Below are 21932 nucleotides of genomic sequence, written 5' to 3'. Positions count from 1 at the left end.
AGGATGACTCTAGCTTTATTATATCTATTAATGTGACATTTGTCATTAAAAGTTGTGAATCTGATCACTTACATGATAGATAGGAGAGGTCTATAATGAAGTTATTAAAGGATATTTAAACAGGATAATTGGAGGTCATTATGATTGTACATGTAGAGAATCTGGTGAAAAGATATGGGGAATTAACGGCAATTGATCATCTTTCTATGGATGTGAGGCAAGGGGAGATATTTGGGTTATTGGGTCCAAACGGTTCGGGAAAAACAACAGCAATTAATTGTATTCTTTCATTGCTCAAGTATGATAAAGGCATGATTGAGATTTTTGACAAACCGATGACACCCTATGCCTACGATATAAAAAAAGATATTGGAATTGTCATGCAAAATGTTGCCGTTTTTGAAGAACTTACTGTTTATGAGAACATCGATTACTTTTGTGGTTTATACATTAAGGATAAAACACAAAAAGAAGCCTATGTTAATGAAGCCATAGCCTTTGTAGGTCTTGGAGACTTTATCAAATTTTATCCCAAAAAGCTGAGTGGTGGTTTACTCAGACGGCTGAATATTGCATGTGGCATCGCCCATAAACCTAAATTAATAATATTGGATGAACCCACTGTTGCAGTTGATCCTCAAAGTCGCAATAAGATACTGGAAGGCATTGTTGAACTAAATCGACAAGGTGCAACAATAATATACACTTCTCATTATATGGAAGAAGTTGAACAGATTTGCTCAAGAATTATGATTTTAGATAAGGGAAGGATTATTGCAGAAGGTTCAAAAGAAGAGTTGAAAAGTATGATATCTCTTGGAGAGAAGATATCTGTTGAAGTCTTTAATCTGAAGGACATTCATGTAAAAGAAATTGAGGCATTACCAAACATTACCTCAGTGGTGTACCAGGATCATACGCTGGTTATAAAGTCGCATAAGGGTAAAGACAACTTAGAAAGTGTATTAAACTATGTTCGAAAAAATGGCATCAATTTTGGTACAATCTATTCAGAGAAGCCTACGCTTAATGATGTTTTTTTGGAAATAACAGGCAAAGAGCTGAGAGATTAGGAGGATACAATGTTTATTCATATATTTAAGTATAGGTTTAAGTCCCTTATTAGAAATAAGTCCATGATTTTTTGGACATTGGTTTTCCCTTTATTATTGGCAACCTTCTTTAGTCTAGCCTTTAGTGGGCTCAATGATCATGAAAGGTTCAACACCATCAATATTGGTATAATTAAGGATGACAACTATGAAAAAGATTTTGCTTTTCAGCAACTAATTCAAATGCTGTCAAAAGATGAGAAACCCATGTTTTCTGCATCTCTTATGAATGAAGAAGAAGCCAAAGAAAAGCTGGTATCAAATAGTATTGATGGTTTCATACAGGTTGGTAGTCCAATGGTTTTAACCGTTCATCAAAAAGGGTTTAATCAAAGTGTAATTAAGCTTTTTCTGGACCAATATAGTCAGACGTATTCAGCCGTAATAAATATAGCAAAAGAGGATTCGACAGTATTGAAAGATGTAATAACCAAACTTGAAGAAGGTGCTTTGTATACAAAGGAATTTCAACTTAGCCAAGCAAATCCGGACAACACACTGATGTATTTTTATGCGCTTATTGCCATGAGTTGTTTATACGGTTCTTTTTTTGGACTTAGAGAAGTCATTGATATTCAAGCGGATCAATCACCCCATGCTGCAAGGGTTAATCTATCTCCAGTACATAAGCTTAAGGCATTTATCTATAGTGGGGCTTCTTCGGTTTTAATTCATACGGCTGAGCTGATGGTTCTTCTAGCTTATCTGTACTTTGGACTGGGTATTGATTTTGGTCATCAATTTGGCCTGGTTATTTTAACAACTATTTTAGGAAGTGTGGTTGGTATTACAATGGGTGCCTTGATTGGTGTGGTTGTAAAGGGTGGTGAAGGTATAAAATCAGCGGTATGCATAGGAGTTAGTATGCTGGGCTCGTTTTTAAGCGGTATGATGTATGGTGAAATGAAATATATCATTGATCAGAATGCACCAATCATAGGCAGACTGAATCCAATTCATGTTCTTGCGGATGCTTTTTATGCACTGTACTATTATGATGATTATGAACGTTATAGTATGAATGCACTAAGTCTTGTTGCCTTCATTCTTATATTTTCAATTATAACCTATCGGATTATAAGGAGGGAAAAATATGCCAGTATTTAGACTGTGTCTTAAAATATTCAAAAAAAAGTTGCCGGTTATGATGATATATGTTGGTCTTTTTCTAGTCATATCTCTTCTGATTGCAAGCGCTACTAGAACTGAACGGGAAAAAGGCTTTGTTCAATCCAAAACAAATATTGCTGTTATTAATTACGATGCCTCACCATTAGTGACAGGGCTAATTGATGGTCTCAAAGAAATTGCAAATATTGTTCCACTGGAAGATGATTCAAGTGCTTTACAAGATGCTTTGTATTTTAGAAAAGTAACATATATCCTTAGGATACCTGAAGATTTCACGGATAAGTTTTTAAAGGGTGAAGAGGTTTGGATTGAAAAAACAAGTGTTCCAAATTCGGTGGATGCAGTGTATGTGGATCTGAAGGTTAATCAATATCTGAGAATTGCTCAACTATACAATTCCAAATCCAGTATAGACAGTAGTAAAATAGTCAGTCATATACATAAAGATATGGAAATGGAAACAAAAGTCAATTTGAATGGTGGTGAGGAACTTAAGCAAGATCAAAGCTATGCCATGTATTATTATAACTACCTAGCGTATTCACTCTTTTCAGTACTAATATTAGGAATATCAACGATAATTTTGGTTTTTAACAACCAAGATCTTAGACGGCGGAATGCTTGTTCTCCGATTCCGGCAGGTAGCTCCAACTTCCAGTTTATTTTAGCTAACGGTATATTTGCGGTTATATGCTGGGCTATTATGGTCGGTTTTTGTATTGTATTTGATTACAAAAATAGCAATACAACCAATACCTTGTTATTCCTTATTAATTCCTTTGTATTTACTTTATGTGCAGTAAGCATCAGTTTTTTAGTGGGCAACTTGGTAAAAAATCAAGAAAGTATATCGGCCCTTACAAACGTTATAGCTTTAGGTCCTAGTTTTATCAGTGGTGTTTTTGTGCCTCAAGAATTTCTGGGGGAGGAGGTTCTAAAGATTGCAAGCTTTACACCTACATACTGGTATGTAAAAGCCAACAACACCATTGCGAATCTAAACAGTTTTGATATGGCGAGTTTGAGAGAAACCATGGGCTACACAGGCATCGTCTTGGGGTTTGCTATTGCTTTTTTGTCCTTAGCACTGGTGGTTGGCAAAAAAAAACAATTAAGCCATGAGGCCTAATTGTTCTAGTGGTACTTCTAATTCACTCGATTACGCCCCTCAGTTTTCGATTGGTACAGGCGCTTGTCTGCTAATTCAACTAATTCTGTTGCAGAGCTTGCCTCATCCGAGCTAACAACACCAAAGCTGACCTTGATATGAAAGGACAAACCTTCTGTTACTATTGGAGTAGAGGCCAACATTTTTCGTAATGTTTCGGCCACATGCTGACCGGAGTTTAGTTCGGTATCGGATAAAATAATTGCAAATTCATCGCCTCCATATCGAAAACAGGTGTCTGTTATACGGGTTGATTTTTTAAGTGTTTCGCCAATCGTACGAATAACAATATCACCAACCAGATGTCCATAAGTATCGTTGATAACTTTGAAATGATCGATATCTAAGAGCAAAATCGTAAAGATATTCTTTGGATGCGCTTTTTTTTGCCGAGAGACTTGAGCCAAGGCCATATTTAATGATTCATAAAAATGACGGTGATTGAAAAGACCGGATAAGCCGTCTCGCATGGATAAGAACTCCAAACGTTGATTCGCTTCTTGCAGTTGCTTGTTGAGTAAGGTCAGTTGCTCTTGTGCGACTTTGAGGTCAGTGATATCTTTGGAAGTGCCCCATGTACCAATAATCTTATTTTGATCATCAAGTAGAGGGTACTTTGAAGCTAAGAACCATGTGACAGAGCCATCTTCCTGAACCCATTTTTCAACATGTCCAATCATAGATTTCCCGGTTTGGATAATGCGTTGCTCATCATCATAAGCGGCTTTGGCAAAATCGTAAGGAAAGTAGTCAAAATCATCCTTACCAACCATATCAGAAGGGTCGTGCTCATTTTGCTGAAGTGCATGGGCCTTACTATTTAGTATAAACTTAGAATCAAGATTTTTGAAGTAAATGGTATCTTCTGAATTATTAAGAATAGTCCTGATAACGAGACCCTCAGGTAAACTCAAGGGCTGTCGTTTGTTTTGTTTAAAAAAATTATTTTTAAGATGACCAAATGACATAATGACCTCCTTGATTTTCAGTTGTGTCATATATTTTTGATATATAAATCAACGTCTAAATTATAACATTTTATCATCATTAATGCCAATAACAATATCAGAAATCGAGTTTCTAAAAGAGGTGATGAACTTGACACATAAATCTATTTATCTAAATAGTTTCTTTATATCTTCTGTAGGTTAGTAGGACCACTATTTTAAAAACAGTCATAACCACATAACTTATGAAAAGAGTTGCTAAAGTGGCACCTAAAAAGCCTAATAAACCAGGAAGATAAGCCGTCAACTGTAGCTGAGTAAAAAAGACCAAAATCATAAGCCAAAAGTATTTTTTTCCAAACTTAAAGTTCATTGCAACACTTGAAAAGCCACTCATAGGATAATCTTCGTTCTCCATGAGAAGCAGAGTCCAAGAACCAAGGAAAGCTTGGAGTAAGCAAGTTAGGAAAAGAATACCATAACCACCGGTTAATACCCCAATGGTTAATAAATATAATATATAGGGTACCAATAATATAATAAATCCGATTGTATATAGGAAAAAGAGACCGAACTTGGTTATAAGCACCTTGAAAAAGAATTTTCGAATGCCTTTGAAAAATATTTGAACAGTAGGTTTCTCACCATTTACTGAGCCAATAACAATACTGTTGATACCAAGATCTAAGGCCATAAAGATTAAACTGAAAACCAAGATCAAAAGTATAGTTATGGCAGCAATACCCATTAAATAGGACCAATTGGTTTCCAAAGAGCTGAATGATATTATGGTACCCATAACAAAAATGATAACAACAAAAAACATAACAAAGCCAAGTATCAGCATAATTAGATTTGCGATTAAGGCTGGAAGAAACAGACCTTTGTAACGATGACTGAGTGTTAATGCTTCCTTCATATCATCCATCAAATCATTAAAGCGTTCCATGTTGCACCTCCTCATCTTGAATATCTTGAGCGGGTAGATCCATATAATCCAGATCATCTTGCTTCCATCCTTCATTATAGAGAACAATGGTCGTCAATCCAAAGAAAATGTTGAAAAGCATTTGTATCAGTCCGGTTATGATGGTGCCGATGGTAATTAGAGTGGTTATACCAATAACAAAAAATTTGAGGGTTTCGTAGTTGAAAAAGAAATCCGAGAAGGGGGCACCTTGTATAGGGAAATCGGAAGGCATATCTTGAAAAAAAGTATTTGCATTATTCGAAGTTTGGGAGAAGTTGGAACCACTACCGCTGCCACCAGAAGCAATGCTGGTCATGGCATTTCTGAAAACAACAAATGACATGGTGGGTATAAAATTAGATTTAGCAAATTGATAGCTTTTCTTAAAAGCATTGCCAAGTGTACTGTCGTCTGATACCAAGGAAGCTTTCCATACCAGCAGAAAAGTACTGACAAGGATGGGAATTAAGGTGAAGCCTATAGTTAATGTTAGGATACCGGTAATAAGATAAGGTATAAGTGCTAAAATCCAAAATATGAAAATGAGAATGTTACCACCTAAAAACTTTAAAAAGTAAGATCCAGCACCTGTTAAAAAATCGCCATCTGTAAGCACGTCTTTGTATGCTCTGTAGAACATATGATAAAGTCCGGATTCTACATAAGTTGAGCCTAGAATCATAACTAAGAGCGTGACGAGCGTTAATATTAAAGGTATACCTTGGAACTCAGACCAAAAAAGACTTATGAATCGATTAAAGTCCATACTTGTAAGATGAATCATCTTGTCACCAATACTGAGCAAAGTGAAGGCACTGGAGATAATCAGAAGCCCTCGTACAACAAGAAAAATGATTTGTGGCTTGTAAAGTTGTTTGTTACTTAGATTCAATTGAAAAGCAATCTTGAAATAGTCAAAAAGCTTAAGAATTTTATTGAAATTATTACCTTTCATTTAATACTCCCTTCTAATATCTTTACCATTTAATAAACAATTCAATGTTCCTTATGTAGATTGGGCTAGTTTCCTAGTCAAGAGCTTAGGCATAATCATGGAAAATTGAATATACAACAAAAGTAGTATAGCATACCAAGAAGAAAAAATGATGAAAAAACTTACGTTTTAATCCAATTCTAAGAAAGCAAAGATTAAAAAAATGAAGTTTTTAAAAATCCCTACATCCGAGTTATAACAAGAGTTTAGAAACTTGAGCTATGGGCACGGGAGGACATCTCCCTTTACAAATAATTTGGATTATGCTACAATAAATGTTGTGCGAACAGACAACTTATATTCATAATGAGGTTGTTAGTTCGGTAAATGTATATGTTGAATATAATACATAAAAATAGGAGGATTATTATGAATCGAGAAATATGGAAAAAAATAACCATGGTACTTATGAGTGCTGTGTTGGTTATAAGCTTAGGTGCTTGTGCCAGTGAACCGGAAAAAATTGTTATAGGAGAAGGCGACTGGGATAGCAATGCATTCCATGATCAAGTAGTCAAAGTTATTATTGAAGAGGGCTATGGTGTTGAAACAGAAGTCATTATTGCTGATACAGCGGTTATGATTTCGGGACTTAAAAACAAAACCATTGATTTGGCTTTGGAATTATGGGCGGACAATGTGCCAACATATCCGGAAGACATTGAAAATGGTGATTATGTAAAATTAGCCACAAACTTTGATGATAACGTACAAGGTTTATATGTACCAGCGTATTTGGTTGAAGGCGATGATGCTTTACTACCGGATTTGAAATCTGTACAAGATTTACCTGACTACGTTGAATACTTTACGGATCCTGAGAATCCAGATATGGGTATCATCTATGGTGGACCAGAAGGTTGGTCAGCAACCGCGTTCCTTCATAATAAGATGGAAGCCTATGGTTTAGATGAACACTATAACTTTAAGACAATTGACTCAGGTGCAACATTAAATGCAACACTTGCTTCTGCTTATGCAAAAGGTGAACCATGGTTAGGTTATAACTGGGAACCAACATGGGTTATGGGCTTGTTTGATTTGGTATTGTTAGAAGATACCCCATATTCTGCAGAAGATTTTGCAGACGGAATCGGATCATTCCCATCTGTGGACGTACAAGTTGTATCTACACCTGAATTTGTGGAGGCGTATCCAGAAATCACAGCGTTTCTAAAACAATATACAACCTCGTCACAATTAACAAGTGAAGCCCTTGCATATATGCAAGAAAACGAAGTTGAAGCAGATGTAGCTGCAAGATGGTTCCTTCAAGAAAAGCAAGACATATGGGCAGGTTGGGTTACTGATGACGCTTATGAAAAAGTTATGGCTGCCATTCAATAAACTGTAACATATAATGTAACCGTAATATAGAAATCAAAAGATGGTGACATCTTTTGATTTCTTATTCTAAAAGAAAGTCCTACATTAGCTTAAGCGTCAAGGATCTTTCCTGCTGAAATTGCAAGCAAATACGACATAGTCGCTTAGTTTTTGTCCTGATAAATAATTTTTATCTGCAAACATGGTTAAAGTGTCAAAATTAGATAGTTGAACTATTATAGACAATGTATCTTATGAGTGTATCAAGGTAACCTATAAGTTGTGTGTAATATGGAGAAGCTTAGTTTTGACAGTCTAATCATACATGCCGGTAAAAATTTTTATCGTAAAATAATATTGAACACTTCATGTGGCTTAGCCATTTTTATAAAAAGGAGTTGATTGAAACATGTTTAGTTTTCCAGAAGGATTACGTTTTCAAATCAGCGGTCCTATTGATGATTTTGTCAATTGGTTGCTGGTAAATTTAGGTGGTTTCTTTGATGCCATCACTCGGTTTATACTAACAATATTTAATGCAATTGAAGTAACATTGAACATCATACCGTGGTGGTTGATGGTTATTGCCTTGTTTTATGCAGGTTATAAATTATATAGTCTTAAGATGGGCATTGCGCTTTCAGCTATGTTGTTATCCATCGGATTTTTCGGCTTATGGGATATGATGCTGTACACCTTAGCAATTGTCATTATTTCAGTATTGGTATCTCTAGTTTTAGGATTACCTCTGGGTATATTCATGGCAAAATCCGATCGAACCAAACGGATTGTAATGCCGATACTTGATGCCATGCAAACCATGCCAAGCTTTGTATACCTATTACCGGCGGTTATGCTTTTCGGTTTTGGTAAAGTGCCGGCTGTATTTGCAACAACGACATATGCACTGCCGCCTCTTATCCGATTGACTTATCTTGGTATTTCTAATGTGGATAAAGAAGTCATTGAAGCAGGATTGTCCTTTGGTTCTACACCAAAACAAATGTTAATGAAGATCGAACTACCACAAGCACTTTCAACCATTATGACCGGTGTGAATCAAACCACGATGATGGCCATGGCCATGGTTGTTATATCATCCATGATTGGTGCAGAAGGTATTGGTGAGCAAGTACTAATATCGATTCGTAGACTTGAAGTTGGACAAGGTTTTCAAGCAGGCTTAGGTATTGTTTTTCTAGCGATTATACTAGATCGCGTCTTGCAAGGTTTTGCCAACAGACTTAAGGAAACGGAGTGATGAATTATGGAAAATAAGAAAATTGAAATCAAGGATTTGACCTTGGTATTTGGAGATAAAAAAGAAGAAGCCCTTAAGATGCTAGAACAGGGTATTACCATACAAGAAATAAGAGAGAAGACAGGTACGGCTGTTGGTGTTAATGATATCAATATTGATATTAATGAAGGCGAGATGTTTGTTATCGTTGGTCTGTCAGGCAGTGGAAAGTCCTCTTTGATACGTTGTATGAATATGCTGAACATACCAACAAAAGGCCAATTACTGATTGATGGTGAGGACATAACCAAATACAGTAAAGAACAACTGATGGATTTGAGGCGTAACAAAGTGGCTATGGTATTTCAACATTTTGGCTTACTAAGTCATAGAACAGTTCTGAAAAATGTAGAATATGGTCTTGAAGTTCAAGGTGTTTCAGAAGAAGAAATAACCAAAAAAGCCATGGAAGCCATAGAACTTGTCGGACTTAAAGGTTGGGAGAATTATTTTCCAAGACAGTTAAGTGGCGGTATGAAGCAAAGAGTTGGTATTGCCAGAGCGTTGACGAATGAACCGGAGATTTTACTCATGGACGAACCTTTTGGCGCATTGGATCCATTAATACGTAGAGAAATGCAATCTGAGCTCTTAAGTATGGAAGATTATATGGAAAAGACCATCGTGTTTATAACCCATGATATGAACGAAGCTTTCAAACTTGGAGATAGAATCGCCTTATTAAAGGATGGTGAATTGGTACAAATCGGACAACCAAAAGATTTCTTTGAAAATCCAGCCAATGACTATGTGAAAAGCTTTATTGAAGACGTGGATAAATCGAGAGTACTAAGAGTAAGAACAGTTATGCGTCAACCGTTTACACTCGCAAGAAAAGGTGAGTCAAGAGAAGCGGTCATTAAAAAACTGGAGAGCTTTGATAGAGAGTTTTGTTTTGTTGTTGATGAAGACCGAAAACTGTTAGGGTATGTTGCCTATAAGGACTTGATTAAGTTGGATAAAAGCAATATTAATGAAGCCATTGTAACAGATGTAGAAAGCCTACATAGAAACGCTTATTTACATGAAGTATGGGGAAAGTTGGATAAGAGTAATTATGATGTTGCAATAACAGATAAAGCGGGTCGCTTAAGAGGTGTCATCAGTTATGAAGATGCCGTTAGTGCCCTAGCATAGACTCACAAACAAGAAAGGCCAAGATGTTGTGCAGACAACATCTTGGCCTTTCTTAGAATAAAGGAGCCACTAAGCATCAGCTTCATCAGGAGGTCGAATACTGGTGTTGATAATTGTAGCAACAAGTATCCCCAGGGTTGTTTCTACAACCCTCAATAAAATATATGTATTAATGGATTCGACACCAATATTAATCATGATCGTAAGATAAACAATACAAGCAATGGCGGCTGAACCACCTTTTTTGACCAAGGTAGTCAGATGGATGACCACGATGATACCTAAGGTTAGAATGAGGGTGTTATTTGGTAAGAACCAAACAATTAAAGCACCAACACAAGCACCAATTAAAGTACCTAGGAATCGGTTGAGTCCAACACGTTTTGTGCTCTCTATAGAATTTTGAGTTGTGATAACAGCCGCAATACAAGCAAAAAAAGGAAGTTCTGTATTCCAAATGCGCCATATGATAATACAAAGGAAAACAGATAAAGCTGTTTTGAATGTTCGCATGCCAGGCATATATTCTCGAATGATGTGCATAAGCAATCTCTCCTGTCTTGACCAGTGATAGCTCAAGTATACATGATTGAAAAGGATTTTTCTATAGCATATGATTGACAGGAGGTGAAAGATTAACTTAAATTAAATTTACTCTTTTCATAAAACCCTCTTATATGCTATATTAAGAGATGTATATATAAAAACCATGAGGTGAAGAAAAATGCTAGAAGAATATAAGATTGACAAGATTCGAGAAACCAATCCTTGGAAATACGTTGTTTTAGGCATTATTATCATGATGTGTTTAGGTACAGTATATTCGTGGAGTATTTTTAGGAGTCCTATTGAGACTTTGTTTGGCGTTAGTACCGTTCAAAGTGGCATGCCTTACATGTTCTCTTTAGCTTTTTATGCTTTTTCAATGTTGGTTTCAGGTAAATACATTGATCGGTTTTCACCTAAGAGCATGATGTCTGTTGGCGGTTTGTTAGTTGGTATTGGTTGGTTTGCGTCCGGTTTTGCTACAAATATTTATATGTTAACACTTACTTACGGTATAATCATTGGAATTGGTGTTGGTATTATATACGGTGTGCCCATATCTGTAGTCGCAAAATGGTTTCCAAGTAAAAAAGGTCTCGTAGTTGGGTTGGTATTAACAGGCTTTGGGTTATCGCCCTTCATTACCGCACCAGCTGCAAAAGCTTTGATTGAAGGCTTTGGTGTTTTAAATGCTTTTAAGTTATTGGGCTTAATCTTTGCTATAATTATACCCATGTTGTCATGGTTTATAAAACCGCCGGAAAAACCTTTGATTATGGTTAAACTGAGTCACGAAGATGAAAGTACGACAACTCAAGATATGATTAAACTAAAAAGTTTTAAAAGCCTTTATATATGCTTTGTCTTAGGTACAATGATTGGCTTAACCATTATAGGTATGACCAATAGCATTGGCGTTGATCTTATTGGCTTATCAGCGATAACGGCACCTTTATTCGTATCTGTTTTTGCAGTGTTTAATGGCGTTGGAAGACCACTTTTTGGATGGTTAACAGATAAGCTTTCTTATAAAAAAGTAATGTTATTATCTTTTTCCCTGATTTTATCAAGTGCGGTCTTAATGCTTTTTGCCAATGATGGCAGTGTACTTATTTATGCTATATCTTTTTCTATTTTCTGGATGAATTTAGGTGGCTGGCTTGCCATTGCACCAACATCGACGCTTTTATTGTATGGTAGTACAAATTATAGTCAAAATTATGGTGTTGTATTTACAGCCTATGGTATTGGCGCTATAGCTGGTGTTTATGTTTCAGGTCTACTTTTTGACTATTTTAATCACCACAATGCGATATTCTATTTTATTATAAGTTTATGTGTTATTGGAATTGTTTTATCTCAAAGCATGCCTAAAGAATAATAAGAAAAAGACTGACCCTCTCAGTCTTTTTTTATTATTGACAAAATACCATATTAGACTTATAATAAAGCTAGAATTAGCACTCATCAATAGAGAGTGCTAACAATGTCATCAAATCCATTGGGTTAAAGAAAGGAGGCGTCAACATGAACATGGATAAATTTACACAAAAATCTTCTGAAAGCCTTGAGTGGGCACAAAAAATGGCCATTAAGCTTAATAATCAATATATTGAAGGCGAGCATCTTCACTACGGACTTATTGCAGTAGAGGATGGATTAGTATTGAAGGTTCTTGCACATATGAATGTAAACATTAAGGCTTATGCTCGTGACCTAGAGCAAATTATTGAACAAATCCCTAAGGTATCCGGTGAAGGTATTCAGATTTATGGGTCCAGACGAATGAACCAACTCCTTCTTGTAGCGGAAGATGAAGCAAAAGCTTTTATGGATGATTATATTAGTGTTGAACACATTTATATTGCCTTACTTAAGGAGAAGAGCACCCCATCATCAAAACTGTTTGAGAAATATAGCATTGACTTAGAAGGCTTTTTAAAGTCTCTTAAAGTACTTCGGTTGGATCAGAGAGTTACCAATCAGAACCCGGAATCGAGTTATAATGTACTGGAAAAATATGGACGTGATTTAGTCGTATTGGCCAGAGCAGGAAAATTGGATCCGGTTATTGGTAGAGACAGTGAAGTTCGAAGATTGATTAGAATTTTATCCAGAAGGACAAAGAATAATCCTGTTTTAATTGGAGAACCAGGCGTGGGAAAGACAGCGGTTGTTGAAGGGTTGGCTCAAAGAATTCTTAATAACGATGTTCCGGAAGACTTGAAAAATAAAAAAGTTTATGCCTTAGACATGGGTGCATTGATTGCCGGAGCTAAATATCGTGGTGAATTTGAAGAAAGACTCAAAGGGGTACTAAATGAAATCAGTAAATCTAATGGGGGAATCATCCTTTTTATTGATGAGATTCACAACATCGTGGGTGCAGGTAAAACAGAAGGGGCTATGGATGCAGGCAATCTTCTGAAGCCGATGCTGGCAAGAGGTGAGCTACGATGTATTGGTGCAACGACACTGGACGAATACCGTAAGTACATTGAAAAAGATGCTGCACTTGAGAGAAGATTTCAACCGATTGTTATCAACCAACCTACAGTTGAAGATACGATTTCTATTTTACGAGGTTTGAAGGAACGGTTCGAGATTCACCATGGTGTACATATAACAGATCAAGCATTGGTTGCTTGTGCCACTCTATCCCATAGATATATAACGGATCGTTTTCTTCCAGATAAAGCAATTGACCTTATGGATGAAGCAGCTTCAATGATTAGAACTGAAATTGATACGATGCCTGGTGAGTTAGATGAGATATTAAGAAAGCAGATGCAGTTAGAAATAGAAAAACAGGCGCTTATTAAAGAAAAGGATAAAGGCACAAGAGAGAGACTAACGATTTTAGAAAATGAAATTGCAGTACTAAAGGAAAAATCCCAAGCTATGAAAGCACAGTGGGAGCTTGAAAAGTCTGAGCTGATCAAAGAAAAAGAAATCAAGCAAGCCATCGAAGATATTAGGCGAGATATTGAAGAAGCAGAGCGTGTGTATGACTTAAGCAAACTGGCTGAACTAAAGTATGGCCGCTTACCGGAATTAGAAAAAAGACTAGTTCAGGAACAAAATAAAGATGCTGTAACAACTTCGAAAATGTTAAAAGAAGCGGTGACGGAAGATGAAATCAGTGAGATTGTTTCAAAATGGACAGGCATACCTTTAAGCAAATTAAATGAGTCTGAAAAAGAAAAATTATTATACTTGGAAAGCAAGCTTCACGAAAGGGTCATTGGTCAAGAAGAAGCTGTTAGCGCCGTTAGTGATGCAATACTTCGAGCAAGAGCGGGTCTTAAAGATCCGAACAAACCAATTGGTTCATTTGTATTTTTGGGTCCAACAGGTGTAGGTAAGACAGAACTTGCTAAAGCGTTGGCGGAGGCGTTGTTTGACAGTGAATCCAATATGGTTAGGATTGATATGAGTGAATATATGGAGCGCCACGCAGTAGCTAGGTTGATCGGTGCGCCGCCAGGTTATGTTGGTTATGAAGAAGGTGGTCAACTGACGGAAACGGTGAGAAGGAATCCATACTCCGTCATACTGTTTGATGAAATTGAAAAAGCCCATTCTGAAGTTTTTAATGTGTTGCTTCAATTACTAGATGATGGTAGATTAACAGATAGCCAAGGTCGGACTGTTGATTTTAAAAACACAGTTATTATTATGACATCCAATATCGGTAGCCAAGTTCTTTTGGAGGGTATCGATCATAAAGGTGACATTAATGAGACGGCAAGACAAGAGGTATTGGCATTGATGCATCAATATTTTAAGCCGGAGCTATTAAACCGTTTAGATGAAATTGTTCTTTTTACGCCATTACATTACGATCAGATAGCGGGCATAATTAATTTGATATTAAAGGATTTACAAAAAAGACTGGATGAGCGACACATTAAGATCAGCATGAGTGAACGGGCTATACAGCAAACAACCCATGAAGCATATAGCCCTCAGTTTGGTGCTAGACCGGTAAAACGTTTTATACAAAAACAAATAGAAACAAAACTAGGTAAAAAATTATTAGATGGGTCCATTCTGGACGGAACAGACATACGTATTGACTATGTAGATGGTGATTACATTTTTTTGACAGGTTAGGCTTGTATTTGTTTAATACGCATTCAAGTTATTTTCTATATTTGGATTGCATTTCTCTAAGGGTATTATCGATTTCAAGAGCGAGTCGATCAACTTGCACCAGATAGTCTTCAGCGGATTTTTTATCACCGAGGTTATAAGCTTCAAGTGCCTTTTGTGCTAACTCATGCATTTTGTACCTAGGTTTATCAAGGATACGTATATGGTTTTTAAGTGCAGGTTCTTTTGAACCAAAATTGGTAATCCATCGACCTAAACGACTATTATCAGCATTTGAAACGAGAGAGATATCAACCTGCGCATTACCAAGAATCATGTTATAAACACACCATCTCCAATTCAAACTGTCCGTAATAACAAGGTCTAAGGAATCGTACATATCGATGTTTGTGGCTTTTTGGATAATGTTTTTTCTAAGATCATCGATTTCAAGAGATACGGTGAAGAAGCCTTGTCCAGTTCGAATACTATCTTCGTGAAGTGATTTGGTTTTTTCATTTATGACCTGAATAGATGAGGATACTTCTTCAGAAGAAGCAGTTTGTTGTTCAATATTCATGTTAATTTGTTCCATGTTTGACTCGATTTTTTTGGAGGAATCTTCCACCTCTTCAATGGCATTCAGTACTTGTGTTAAGGTTTCCTTACCTTTTAAAAAGGATTTACTGGCTTTTTCGATGGCACTGGTTGAACCTTGAATTTGTGTCCTAAGACTATTGACGCTTTCTTGAATAAAGCTGACAGACTCTTTAGTATGATCAGCTAACTTTTTGATTTCGTTTGCAACCACTGCAAATCCTTTACCACTATTTCCGGCTCTTGCTGCTTCAATAGAAGCATTAAGAGCAAGCAAGTTTGTTTGAGCGGCTACAGACATGATAATATTTACCATTTCATCAATTTTTTCTGTTTGTTCGTTCACGCGAATGATTTGTTCTTTGGCAACTTCAGTTTCTTTAAAACTATCTTCTATAGCTAACATACTGATATCCATTAATTCTTTACTATGGACAGATTTAGAATTGGAATCATGAGCAGATACAAGAGCGTTTCGAACAAAGGAAGCAATATCCTCAATGTTCGCAGCCATTTCTTCACTGGTTGCGGCTATGGTTTCCACCATATTAGCCTGTTCGTCCGCCTCATGAATCATTGAGCGAACAAAGTCCATCTTCATTAAAGTTTGAAGGAGTTGATTTACTTGCCTGATGAAAGTATTATGACTTGGACAATTAGAGCAAGCGACCATATTTAATCGATCTAGTAAGTTATGATCTATATCCTTATACGAATGAGATATTTTTTTTTGTTGACCGGATTTGATGGCTTCTAGTTCTTCTACCAATACATAAATATCTTGTTGTTCTTGTTTTGTGACATTGTTTTTAGGCTTTGATTTGAACACAATTATTCCCCCTATAAAATGAATTAACTATATTCTAACATTTATTATACTAACATGCTATCTTATTAATAAATAATAACCCAATCTTTGTTATTTGGGTTTCATATCATACATTCTATGGTCAGCAATATAAAATAGCGTTTTTAAACTATCACCATCTTTTGGAAATTCCCCAAGACCATAGCTAAATGAACAGTATATTTTTTTATCAAGAGGTGCTAGGTCAATTAACTCATCGGTAACCTTTTGGTGAATATTTTTTAGCTTGACCATGGTTTGATTATAGTCACTGTTGAAAAAAACAATAATAAACTCATCGCCTCCGTACCGCGCCAACAAATCTGTTTCTCGTATTAAATGACTTAATCGCTTCGCAAAGGTCGTTAAAACATGGTCTCCAACGGAATGGCCGTACTGATCATTAATATGTTTGAAATTATTTAGATCAATAACAACTAAAGTGACTTTTTCACCATTACGCTTACTTCTGGCAAGATTATTTTCGAAAAGTTCTTCGAAGTAAGGTCGGTTGAGTACTTTAGTTAAGCCATCATATTTTGATAAGTGAAGAAGTTTTTCGTAGAGCTGGTGGTTGGTGATAGCGATGGTGGCTTGATTTGCAAAATAAGCCATAAGTGTAACATCTTGTTCATCAAACATATTATTTTCTTCACTATCAATATTAATGGAACCGTAGAATTGTCCGTCAATGAGAATAGGCGCACTCAGAGAGCTTTTAAGACTTAGAGCATCAATATCTTTCATTGAGTTATAAGTGTCTTCATTAATAAAATCCTTTGAATATTTTAGTAAATCTTCAATGATAACTGGACCACTAAAATGACCACCGGTGGCTTGCCACTGGTAGGATTCTTTAGGGTCAAGGGTGATGTTGTATAGATCATCATCGAAACCGACAATGGCTTGAAATTCTAAGCTACCCTCACAATTCATAACCAGAATAGAACCGAATTTGGCTTTTGGAATAACCTCGATGGCTTTATTTAGAATAATAGACATTAGTTCTTTTAGTCCACTAACTTGAATCATGGTATTGCTTAGCTCCAACATAATTCTTTGAGAACGGAGCATACGAACCTGGTCATTTGAGCTTGTACTAAGCTCCTGTAGTTTTTGCTTGGCTAATAAGTCTTCTCGCTTATTGAAGTGGGCAAATCTAAACAGAATAATAAGGATTAAAAAGAAAGCCATAATCCAATCATAGGGTGAGGGCAGTAAACTTGGTGGAACCGTCACAATGATTGCTATAGTTATTAATTTTAGCCATTCCATTTTTTTGAAATCTATATTTTCTTTCATATGATTAGACCTTATCTAAGAGCTTATGATTTAGCACCTATAATCATTATAAAGCATAGTGAGAATAAGTAAATATGAAAATAATATTTAATGTCTTCATTTCATAAGAATGGACATTATTTTATAGGTTATTGGTTATTTTTTAAGGTACAATGTTATGAAAGAGCATTGCTTCAATAGCAGTACTTAAAACAGGAAAGCTGAAAAATGACGATGAGAAATTGTTTTTTAGGAGGATTATGTATGGAAAATATTATTAAAGTGTGGCATGAAATTTATGGTGATTTGTATGAGAATGCGGATCAAATGCTCGAACCGTTTCTTAAATCAATAGAAGCAATAAAAAAAGAGCATTTTTATCAAGATCATACATCAAATAAGACTTGGTACAAAGATGCAGTGGTCTACTCTACCTATGGTGATTTATTTAATACAGATTTGAATGGCCTAAAGGAAAAACTAGATTATATTCAAGACTTAGGCGCAAATTGTCTATGGTTGTTACCAATCTTGGAGTCACCTATGAAAGACGCCGGTTTTGATATATCGGACTATGAAGGTATACGAGCGTCATTACTTGGTCTGCCAAATGATGCTACTTCAGAAGAGAAGAACACTGTTTTTAAAGACTTTATTGATGAAGCGCATCAAAAGGGCATTAAAGTTATTTTTGACATTGCGATGAATCACTGTTCAATAGAACATGAATGGTTTAAAGAAGCCAGAAAATCAGTAAATTCCCCTATGAGAGACTATTTCATTTGGTCAACAGACACATCATTATACAAAGAGGCTAGGATAATTTTCAAGGGTATGTGTGAGAGCAATTGGGAATTAGATCCTGTTACAGGTGAGTATTATTTCCATCGTTTTTTTGAAATACAACCGGATCTTAATTATAGAAATCCTCAAGTACTGTTAAAAATGACGAATGCCTTAGTCAACTGGCAAATCAAAGGTGTAGATGGTTTTAGAGCGGATGCTGTACCATATATATGGAAGGAAGAAGGGACCATATGCGAAAATCTTCCAAAAACACATAAAGTGGTTCAGTTCTTTAGAGCTGTTTTAGATTACCTGAAACCAGGAACACTCTTACTTGCAGAAGCATGTCAACCACCACAAGATGTTGTTGATTATTTTGGGGATGATAATGAGTGTAACGGTGCCTACCATTTCCCAGTTATGCCAAGAGTTTACAAGGCCATAGCTGAGGAGAAAAAAGACGCCATAGAAATGGCCCTTCATCCCAGCTTTACACCGGATATTCCAAAGGACAGTCAATGGTTTATGTTTTTAAGATGCCACGATGAATTGACCCTTGAAATGGTGAGCCCGGAAGAACGTAAGTTCATTTTTGATTATTATGCAAAAGACCCTAGTTGGGATTTCAGACAAGGAGAAGGCATTTCAGCCAGATTAGCAGATCTGATGGACCAAAATCTTGACCGAATTCTACTTGCTAATTCCATTATGTTTACATTGCTTGGCACACCCATTGTTTTTTATGGTGATGAATTTGCAAAAGGAAACGATACAGCTTATTATGATAAAATGTACAAAGAAACCGGCTATAAAGACACGAGATACCTTGGACGTGGCACCATAGATTGGCCCGATGTGGAAGCGAAACTAGCAGATTCAGAGACTTTAGCATATAAAACCTATCAAGGTGTTAAGACAATGATTGAAACCAGAAACCGCTTTAAAGCCTTTGGACGTGGGGATAGAACTTTTATTGATGTTCAAGATGAAAAAGGTGGGGTTAATAAAGGGATTTTAGCTTATAGAAGAACCTATGAAGATGAGTCCATTTTGGTATTACAAAACCTATCACAAAAAGAGCAGGTCTTTTCTATAAAAGAACTGAATGGAATGAAACAAGATTTATTAGGTAATAAGATGGTTTGGCAGGGAGAAAAGTTAGTTATGCCTCCTTATGGTTATCATTGGTGCTAAGAACATCAACACTAGGCGAGGATTAGAGTTAATCAGCCAGGAGTGGCTCGTATTTTTCTGCAATATCTAAAAAATGCTTAAAAATATGCTCTAAATCATAACCGAAGTCCGTCAATATATAACCGGACCTTACGTGGTCACTTTCTTTGATGATGGCTTTTTTTTCAGAAAGCAATGACAGTTTTCGATTAAGTTCAGTATGGCTTAAGCCCTCTACCTGATTGAGTATGTCAGAGTAATTGGAGTACCCCATGGATATGGTCATGAGTATTTCAGGCACCCATCTTAGTTTCATGATGTCATGTATTATTTCAAAACCTTGATTTGTTGTTGTCATTATAATTCCTTTCTATTTAAGAACATATTTGTTTCTTTTTGTTTCTTATTATATAGGATATACTATGACTATAGCAAGTTAATCATGAATTGAAGGAGGAAAAAAATGAAACATATTGAGAAAATGAATGTGTACCTAGCGAATTTATCTGTTTGGAATGTTAAGCTTCATAATTTACACTGGAATGTAACTGGAATGCAATTTATGCCTTTACATCAATTTACGGAAGCAATGTATGATAAGACATTTGCAGCCTACGATGATGTAGCAGAACATATTAAGATTAAAGGTTTTAAGCCATTGGTCAAAGTTAAGGATTATCTTGAAGTTGCAACAATAGAAGAATTAGATTATAAGGATTTTACGGCAAATGAAGTACTAGATTATGTTGGAAGTGATATTGAGCTGATGCGTGATTTTGCAGTTGAAATTCGTAACCTAGCCGATGAAGAAAGCGATTTTACAGCGGTTGGCATATTTGAAGATTATATAGCTGATTTTGAGAAGAACCTTTGGTTCCTTAGACAAATTAAAGGCTAATCATAAACAAAAAAAAGCAAATGACATGAATGTCATTTGCTTTTTTCTTGTTTAATTTTATGGATAATCATGATTGTGGGTTATTTTTATATTGACTGGGTGTATACCCCGTATGTTGTTTAAATACATAAGAGAAATAAGCAGGATCATCAAAACCAACAAGCACCGCTATTGCATAGGTTTTTAGGTTATCGTTTTTTAGCAATTCTTTGGCTTTTTCTATGCGAATATTTCTTAAGGTTTCTGTAATCGTTTGACCTGTCTTATCTTTATATAAGCGACTTAAATAGGAGCTATTAATATGAACGTGTTCTGAAATATCTTTCAACTTGATTGGATGTTGATAATGACTTTCTATATAAGCGTTTACTTGTGTAATGATATAATAGTTATTACCTTCACATAAATACTGTGTAATGGTTGTGATCATATGAGAAAGAACTTGAATGAGATCATCTATACATGAAGCATTTAGTATCTGCTTATAAGGCTCTTGATCAACAAAAACATCATTGAGTTTCAAATTATGCTTATGTATGGCGTTTATACAAATGGTATAGATGGCAATACCCATAGATTTAATATAGTCAATGGGCTCTTTATGATCACTCATGGTTGTAAACATGGATTTTATGAGCTGGATTGCTTCATCACATTTATCTTTTTTTATACAGTACATAATATGTTCGAGATTTATTTCTACATAACTAGGATTTTCTTTTGGCTCATCAAACTCAGAATAAATCGTTAAATGATTTTTACCATAAAAAGAGTTATCCAAGCATCTTTGAGCTTCCATAAAAGCTATAGGTGCTGCTTCTAGATTAGTGTGAAGATTACTAATGCCAATGAATATTTTCTCTTTAATATACTCATCTACAAAACTATTAATATCATGACATTTATTTGCCAACAGCTTTACTGGGTCATAATCTATGTGTTTATCAAATGCGACAAGCGAACCATAAGTTGAATCATTTAATAAAAATGTATATTGATCCAAATCATTTAAAGATAAGCTTATGAATTGAATGATTTGAGGGTGGTTGATTGTCTTTTGCCCAGACATTTTATAAAGCAGTAAGCAAAATTGATCTACATATATATCATGTGATTTTAGGGTTTCTTCAAGCGTAGAAGAATCCATCTTTACACCTTCAACAAAATCCTTAATTACATTCAATTTTTCCTTCTTTTTAACATCACTTAGTTTTAGTTCTAAGGATTGAATATGATGTTCTTTCATTCGTTGCTCATCAATTTTCTTTATGGTCTGATGTATTGTATTTATTATATTTTCGATGGTTGAAGGCTTTATGATGAAATCAGAGACATTGTACTTAATGGCTGATTTCGCATATTCAAAATCAGAATAACCGGTATAAAGAATTATTTTAGAATGAGGATGATGTTCATACATATATTTAGAGACGTCAATACCATTTGCTCCTGGCATCTTGATGTCCGATATTACAATATCAACAGATGAGGTTTTTAGATACTCTATCGCGTCTAGACCATTATCAAAATCACCGACAATTCTACAATTAAGATCTTGCCAATTAATATATCCAATGAGTCCTTTTCTAATGACTGCTTCATCATCAATAATTACAACTTGATA

The 21932-nt window shown here is 35.6% G+C and carries 18 protein-coding genes; 10 read left to right on the top strand and 8 right to left on the bottom strand.

The features are described from left to right. Positions 1 to 140 precede the first annotated feature (140 nt). From P0N36_RS06665 to P0N36_RS06655, 3 genes are read left to right on the top strand one after another with little or no spacing between them, the layout of a single operon-like run. Positions 141 to 1073, top strand: coding sequence for an ABC transporter ATP-binding protein (locus tag P0N36_RS06665; RefSeq protein WP_275842068.1), 933 nt, complete (start codon positions 141 to 143; stop codon positions 1071 to 1073). A 9-nt stretch (positions 1074 to 1082) separates the two neighbouring features. Then, on the top strand, positions 1083 to 2219 hold the full coding sequence (locus tag P0N36_RS06660) for an ABC transporter permease (protein WP_275842067.1): 1137 nt from the start codon (positions 1083 to 1085) through the stop codon (positions 2217 to 2219). Then, positions 2206 to 3372 carry an ABC transporter permease gene (locus P0N36_RS06655; protein ID WP_275842066.1) on the top strand — a complete coding sequence of 389 codons (1167 nt, stop codon included), beginning with the start codon at positions 2206 to 2208 and terminating at the stop codon, positions 3370 to 3372. The genes P0N36_RS06660 and P0N36_RS06655 overlap by 14 nt, the downstream gene beginning before the upstream one ends. 17 nt (positions 3373 to 3389) lie before the next feature. Here the strand turns inward: P0N36_RS06655 and P0N36_RS06650 are convergent, their stop codons facing one another. The 3 genes from P0N36_RS06650 to P0N36_RS06640 form a co-directional block, all read right to left on the bottom strand. Further along, positions 3390 to 4379 (bottom strand): sensor domain-containing diguanylate cyclase, encoded by a 990-nt coding sequence (locus P0N36_RS06650; protein ID WP_275842065.1) that lies wholly within the window; start codon positions 4377 to 4379, stop codon positions 3390 to 3392. A 151-nt stretch (positions 4380 to 4530) separates the two neighbouring features. After that, on the bottom strand, positions 4531 to 5307 hold the full coding sequence (locus P0N36_RS06645) for a hypothetical protein (protein ID WP_275842064.1): 777 nt from the start codon (positions 5305 to 5307) through the stop codon (positions 4531 to 4533). Next, the gene (locus tag P0N36_RS06640; protein ID WP_275842063.1) at positions 5294 to 6283 is read right to left on the bottom strand and encodes a hypothetical protein; all 990 of its coding nucleotides are present in this window, start codon (positions 6281 to 6283) and stop codon (positions 5294 to 5296) included. Before P0N36_RS06640 ends, P0N36_RS06645 begins: the two co-directional genes overlap by 14 nt. 408 nt (positions 6284 to 6691) lie before the next feature. Here P0N36_RS06640 and P0N36_RS06635 point away from each other — a divergent pair, with 408 nt between their 5' ends. From P0N36_RS06635 to P0N36_RS06625, 3 genes are all read left to right on the top strand, one after another. Further along, positions 6692 to 7669 carry an ABC transporter substrate-binding protein gene (locus tag P0N36_RS06635; protein WP_275842062.1) on the top strand — a complete coding sequence of 326 codons (978 nt, stop codon included), beginning with the start codon at positions 6692 to 6694 and terminating at the stop codon, positions 7667 to 7669. Positions 7670 to 8057: 388 nt separating this feature from the next. Further along, positions 8058 to 8909 carry an ABC transporter permease gene (locus P0N36_RS06630; protein WP_275842061.1) on the top strand — a complete coding sequence of 284 codons (852 nt, stop codon included), beginning with the start codon at positions 8058 to 8060 and terminating at the stop codon, positions 8907 to 8909. Between the two features lie 6 nt (positions 8910 to 8915). Further along, positions 8916 to 10085: a quaternary amine ABC transporter ATP-binding protein gene (locus P0N36_RS06625; protein ID WP_275842060.1), complete on the top strand. Its 1170-nt coding sequence runs from the start codon at positions 8916 to 8918 to the stop codon at positions 10083 to 10085. Positions 10086 to 10154: 69 nt separating this feature from the next. On the opposite strand, the gene P0N36_RS06620 is transcribed toward P0N36_RS06625, so the two are convergent. After that, complete coding sequence (locus P0N36_RS06620) at positions 10155 to 10628, bottom strand: FUSC family protein (protein ID WP_275842059.1); 474 nt, start codon at positions 10626 to 10628, stop codon at positions 10155 to 10157. A gap of 181 nt (positions 10629 to 10809) precedes the next feature. On the opposite strand from P0N36_RS06620, the gene P0N36_RS06615 reads away from it, so the two are divergent. Together P0N36_RS06615 and clpB are read left to right on the top strand one after the other, a co-directional pair. Further along, positions 10810 to 12012 carry an L-lactate MFS transporter gene (locus P0N36_RS06615; protein WP_275842058.1) on the top strand — a complete coding sequence of 401 codons (1203 nt, stop codon included), beginning with the start codon at positions 10810 to 10812 and terminating at the stop codon, positions 12010 to 12012. Positions 12013 to 12158: 146 nt separating this feature from the next. Beyond that, positions 12159 to 14747 (top strand): ATP-dependent chaperone ClpB, encoded by a 2589-nt coding sequence (gene clpB, locus P0N36_RS06610; protein WP_275842057.1) that lies wholly within the window; start codon positions 12159 to 12161, stop codon positions 14745 to 14747. A 28-nt stretch (positions 14748 to 14775) separates the two neighbouring features. Here the strand turns inward: clpB and P0N36_RS06605 are convergent, their stop codons facing one another. Together P0N36_RS06605 and P0N36_RS06600 are read right to left on the bottom strand one after the other, a co-directional pair. Next, positions 14776 to 16152: a methyl-accepting chemotaxis protein gene (locus P0N36_RS06605; RefSeq protein WP_275842056.1), complete on the bottom strand. Its 1377-nt coding sequence runs from the start codon at positions 16150 to 16152 to the stop codon at positions 14776 to 14778. Between the two features lie 90 nt (positions 16153 to 16242). Continuing rightward, complete coding sequence (locus tag P0N36_RS06600) at positions 16243 to 17472, bottom strand: sensor domain-containing diguanylate cyclase (protein ID WP_275842055.1); 1230 nt, start codon at positions 17470 to 17472, stop codon at positions 16243 to 16245. A gap of 243 nt (positions 17473 to 17715) precedes the next feature. Between P0N36_RS06600 and P0N36_RS06595 the strand changes: the two genes are divergently transcribed. Further along, positions 17716 to 19431, top strand: a complete 1716-nt coding sequence (locus tag P0N36_RS06595; protein ID WP_275842054.1) for an alpha-amylase family glycosyl hydrolase — start codon at positions 17716 to 17718, stop codon at positions 19429 to 19431. Between the two features lie 28 nt (positions 19432 to 19459). Here P0N36_RS06595 and P0N36_RS06590 read toward each other — a convergent pair whose 3' ends face one another. Then, positions 19460 to 19768: a winged helix-turn-helix transcriptional regulator gene (locus tag P0N36_RS06590; protein WP_275842053.1), complete on the bottom strand. Its 309-nt coding sequence runs from the start codon at positions 19766 to 19768 to the stop codon at positions 19460 to 19462. Between the two features lie 105 nt (positions 19769 to 19873). Between P0N36_RS06590 and P0N36_RS06585 the strand changes: the two genes are divergently transcribed. Beyond that, a complete protein-coding gene (locus P0N36_RS06585; RefSeq protein WP_275842052.1) occupies positions 19874 to 20308 on the top strand; it encodes a Dps family protein in 435 nt (144 codons plus the stop codon). A gap of 67 nt (positions 20309 to 20375) precedes the next feature. On the opposite strand, the gene P0N36_RS06580 is transcribed toward P0N36_RS06585, so the two are convergent. After that, positions 20376 to 21932 (bottom strand): response regulator transcription factor (locus P0N36_RS06580; RefSeq protein WP_275842051.1); only part of this gene is annotated, 1557 nt, incomplete at its 5' end.

Source organism: Petrocella sp. FN5 (genome assembly GCF_029210395.1).
Classification (GTDB): Bacteria; Bacillota; Clostridia; order Lachnospirales; family Vallitaleaceae; genus Petrocella.
Note: the sequence above shows the minus strand (reverse complement) of the source record. Positions and strands in the feature narration are given on the sequence as shown.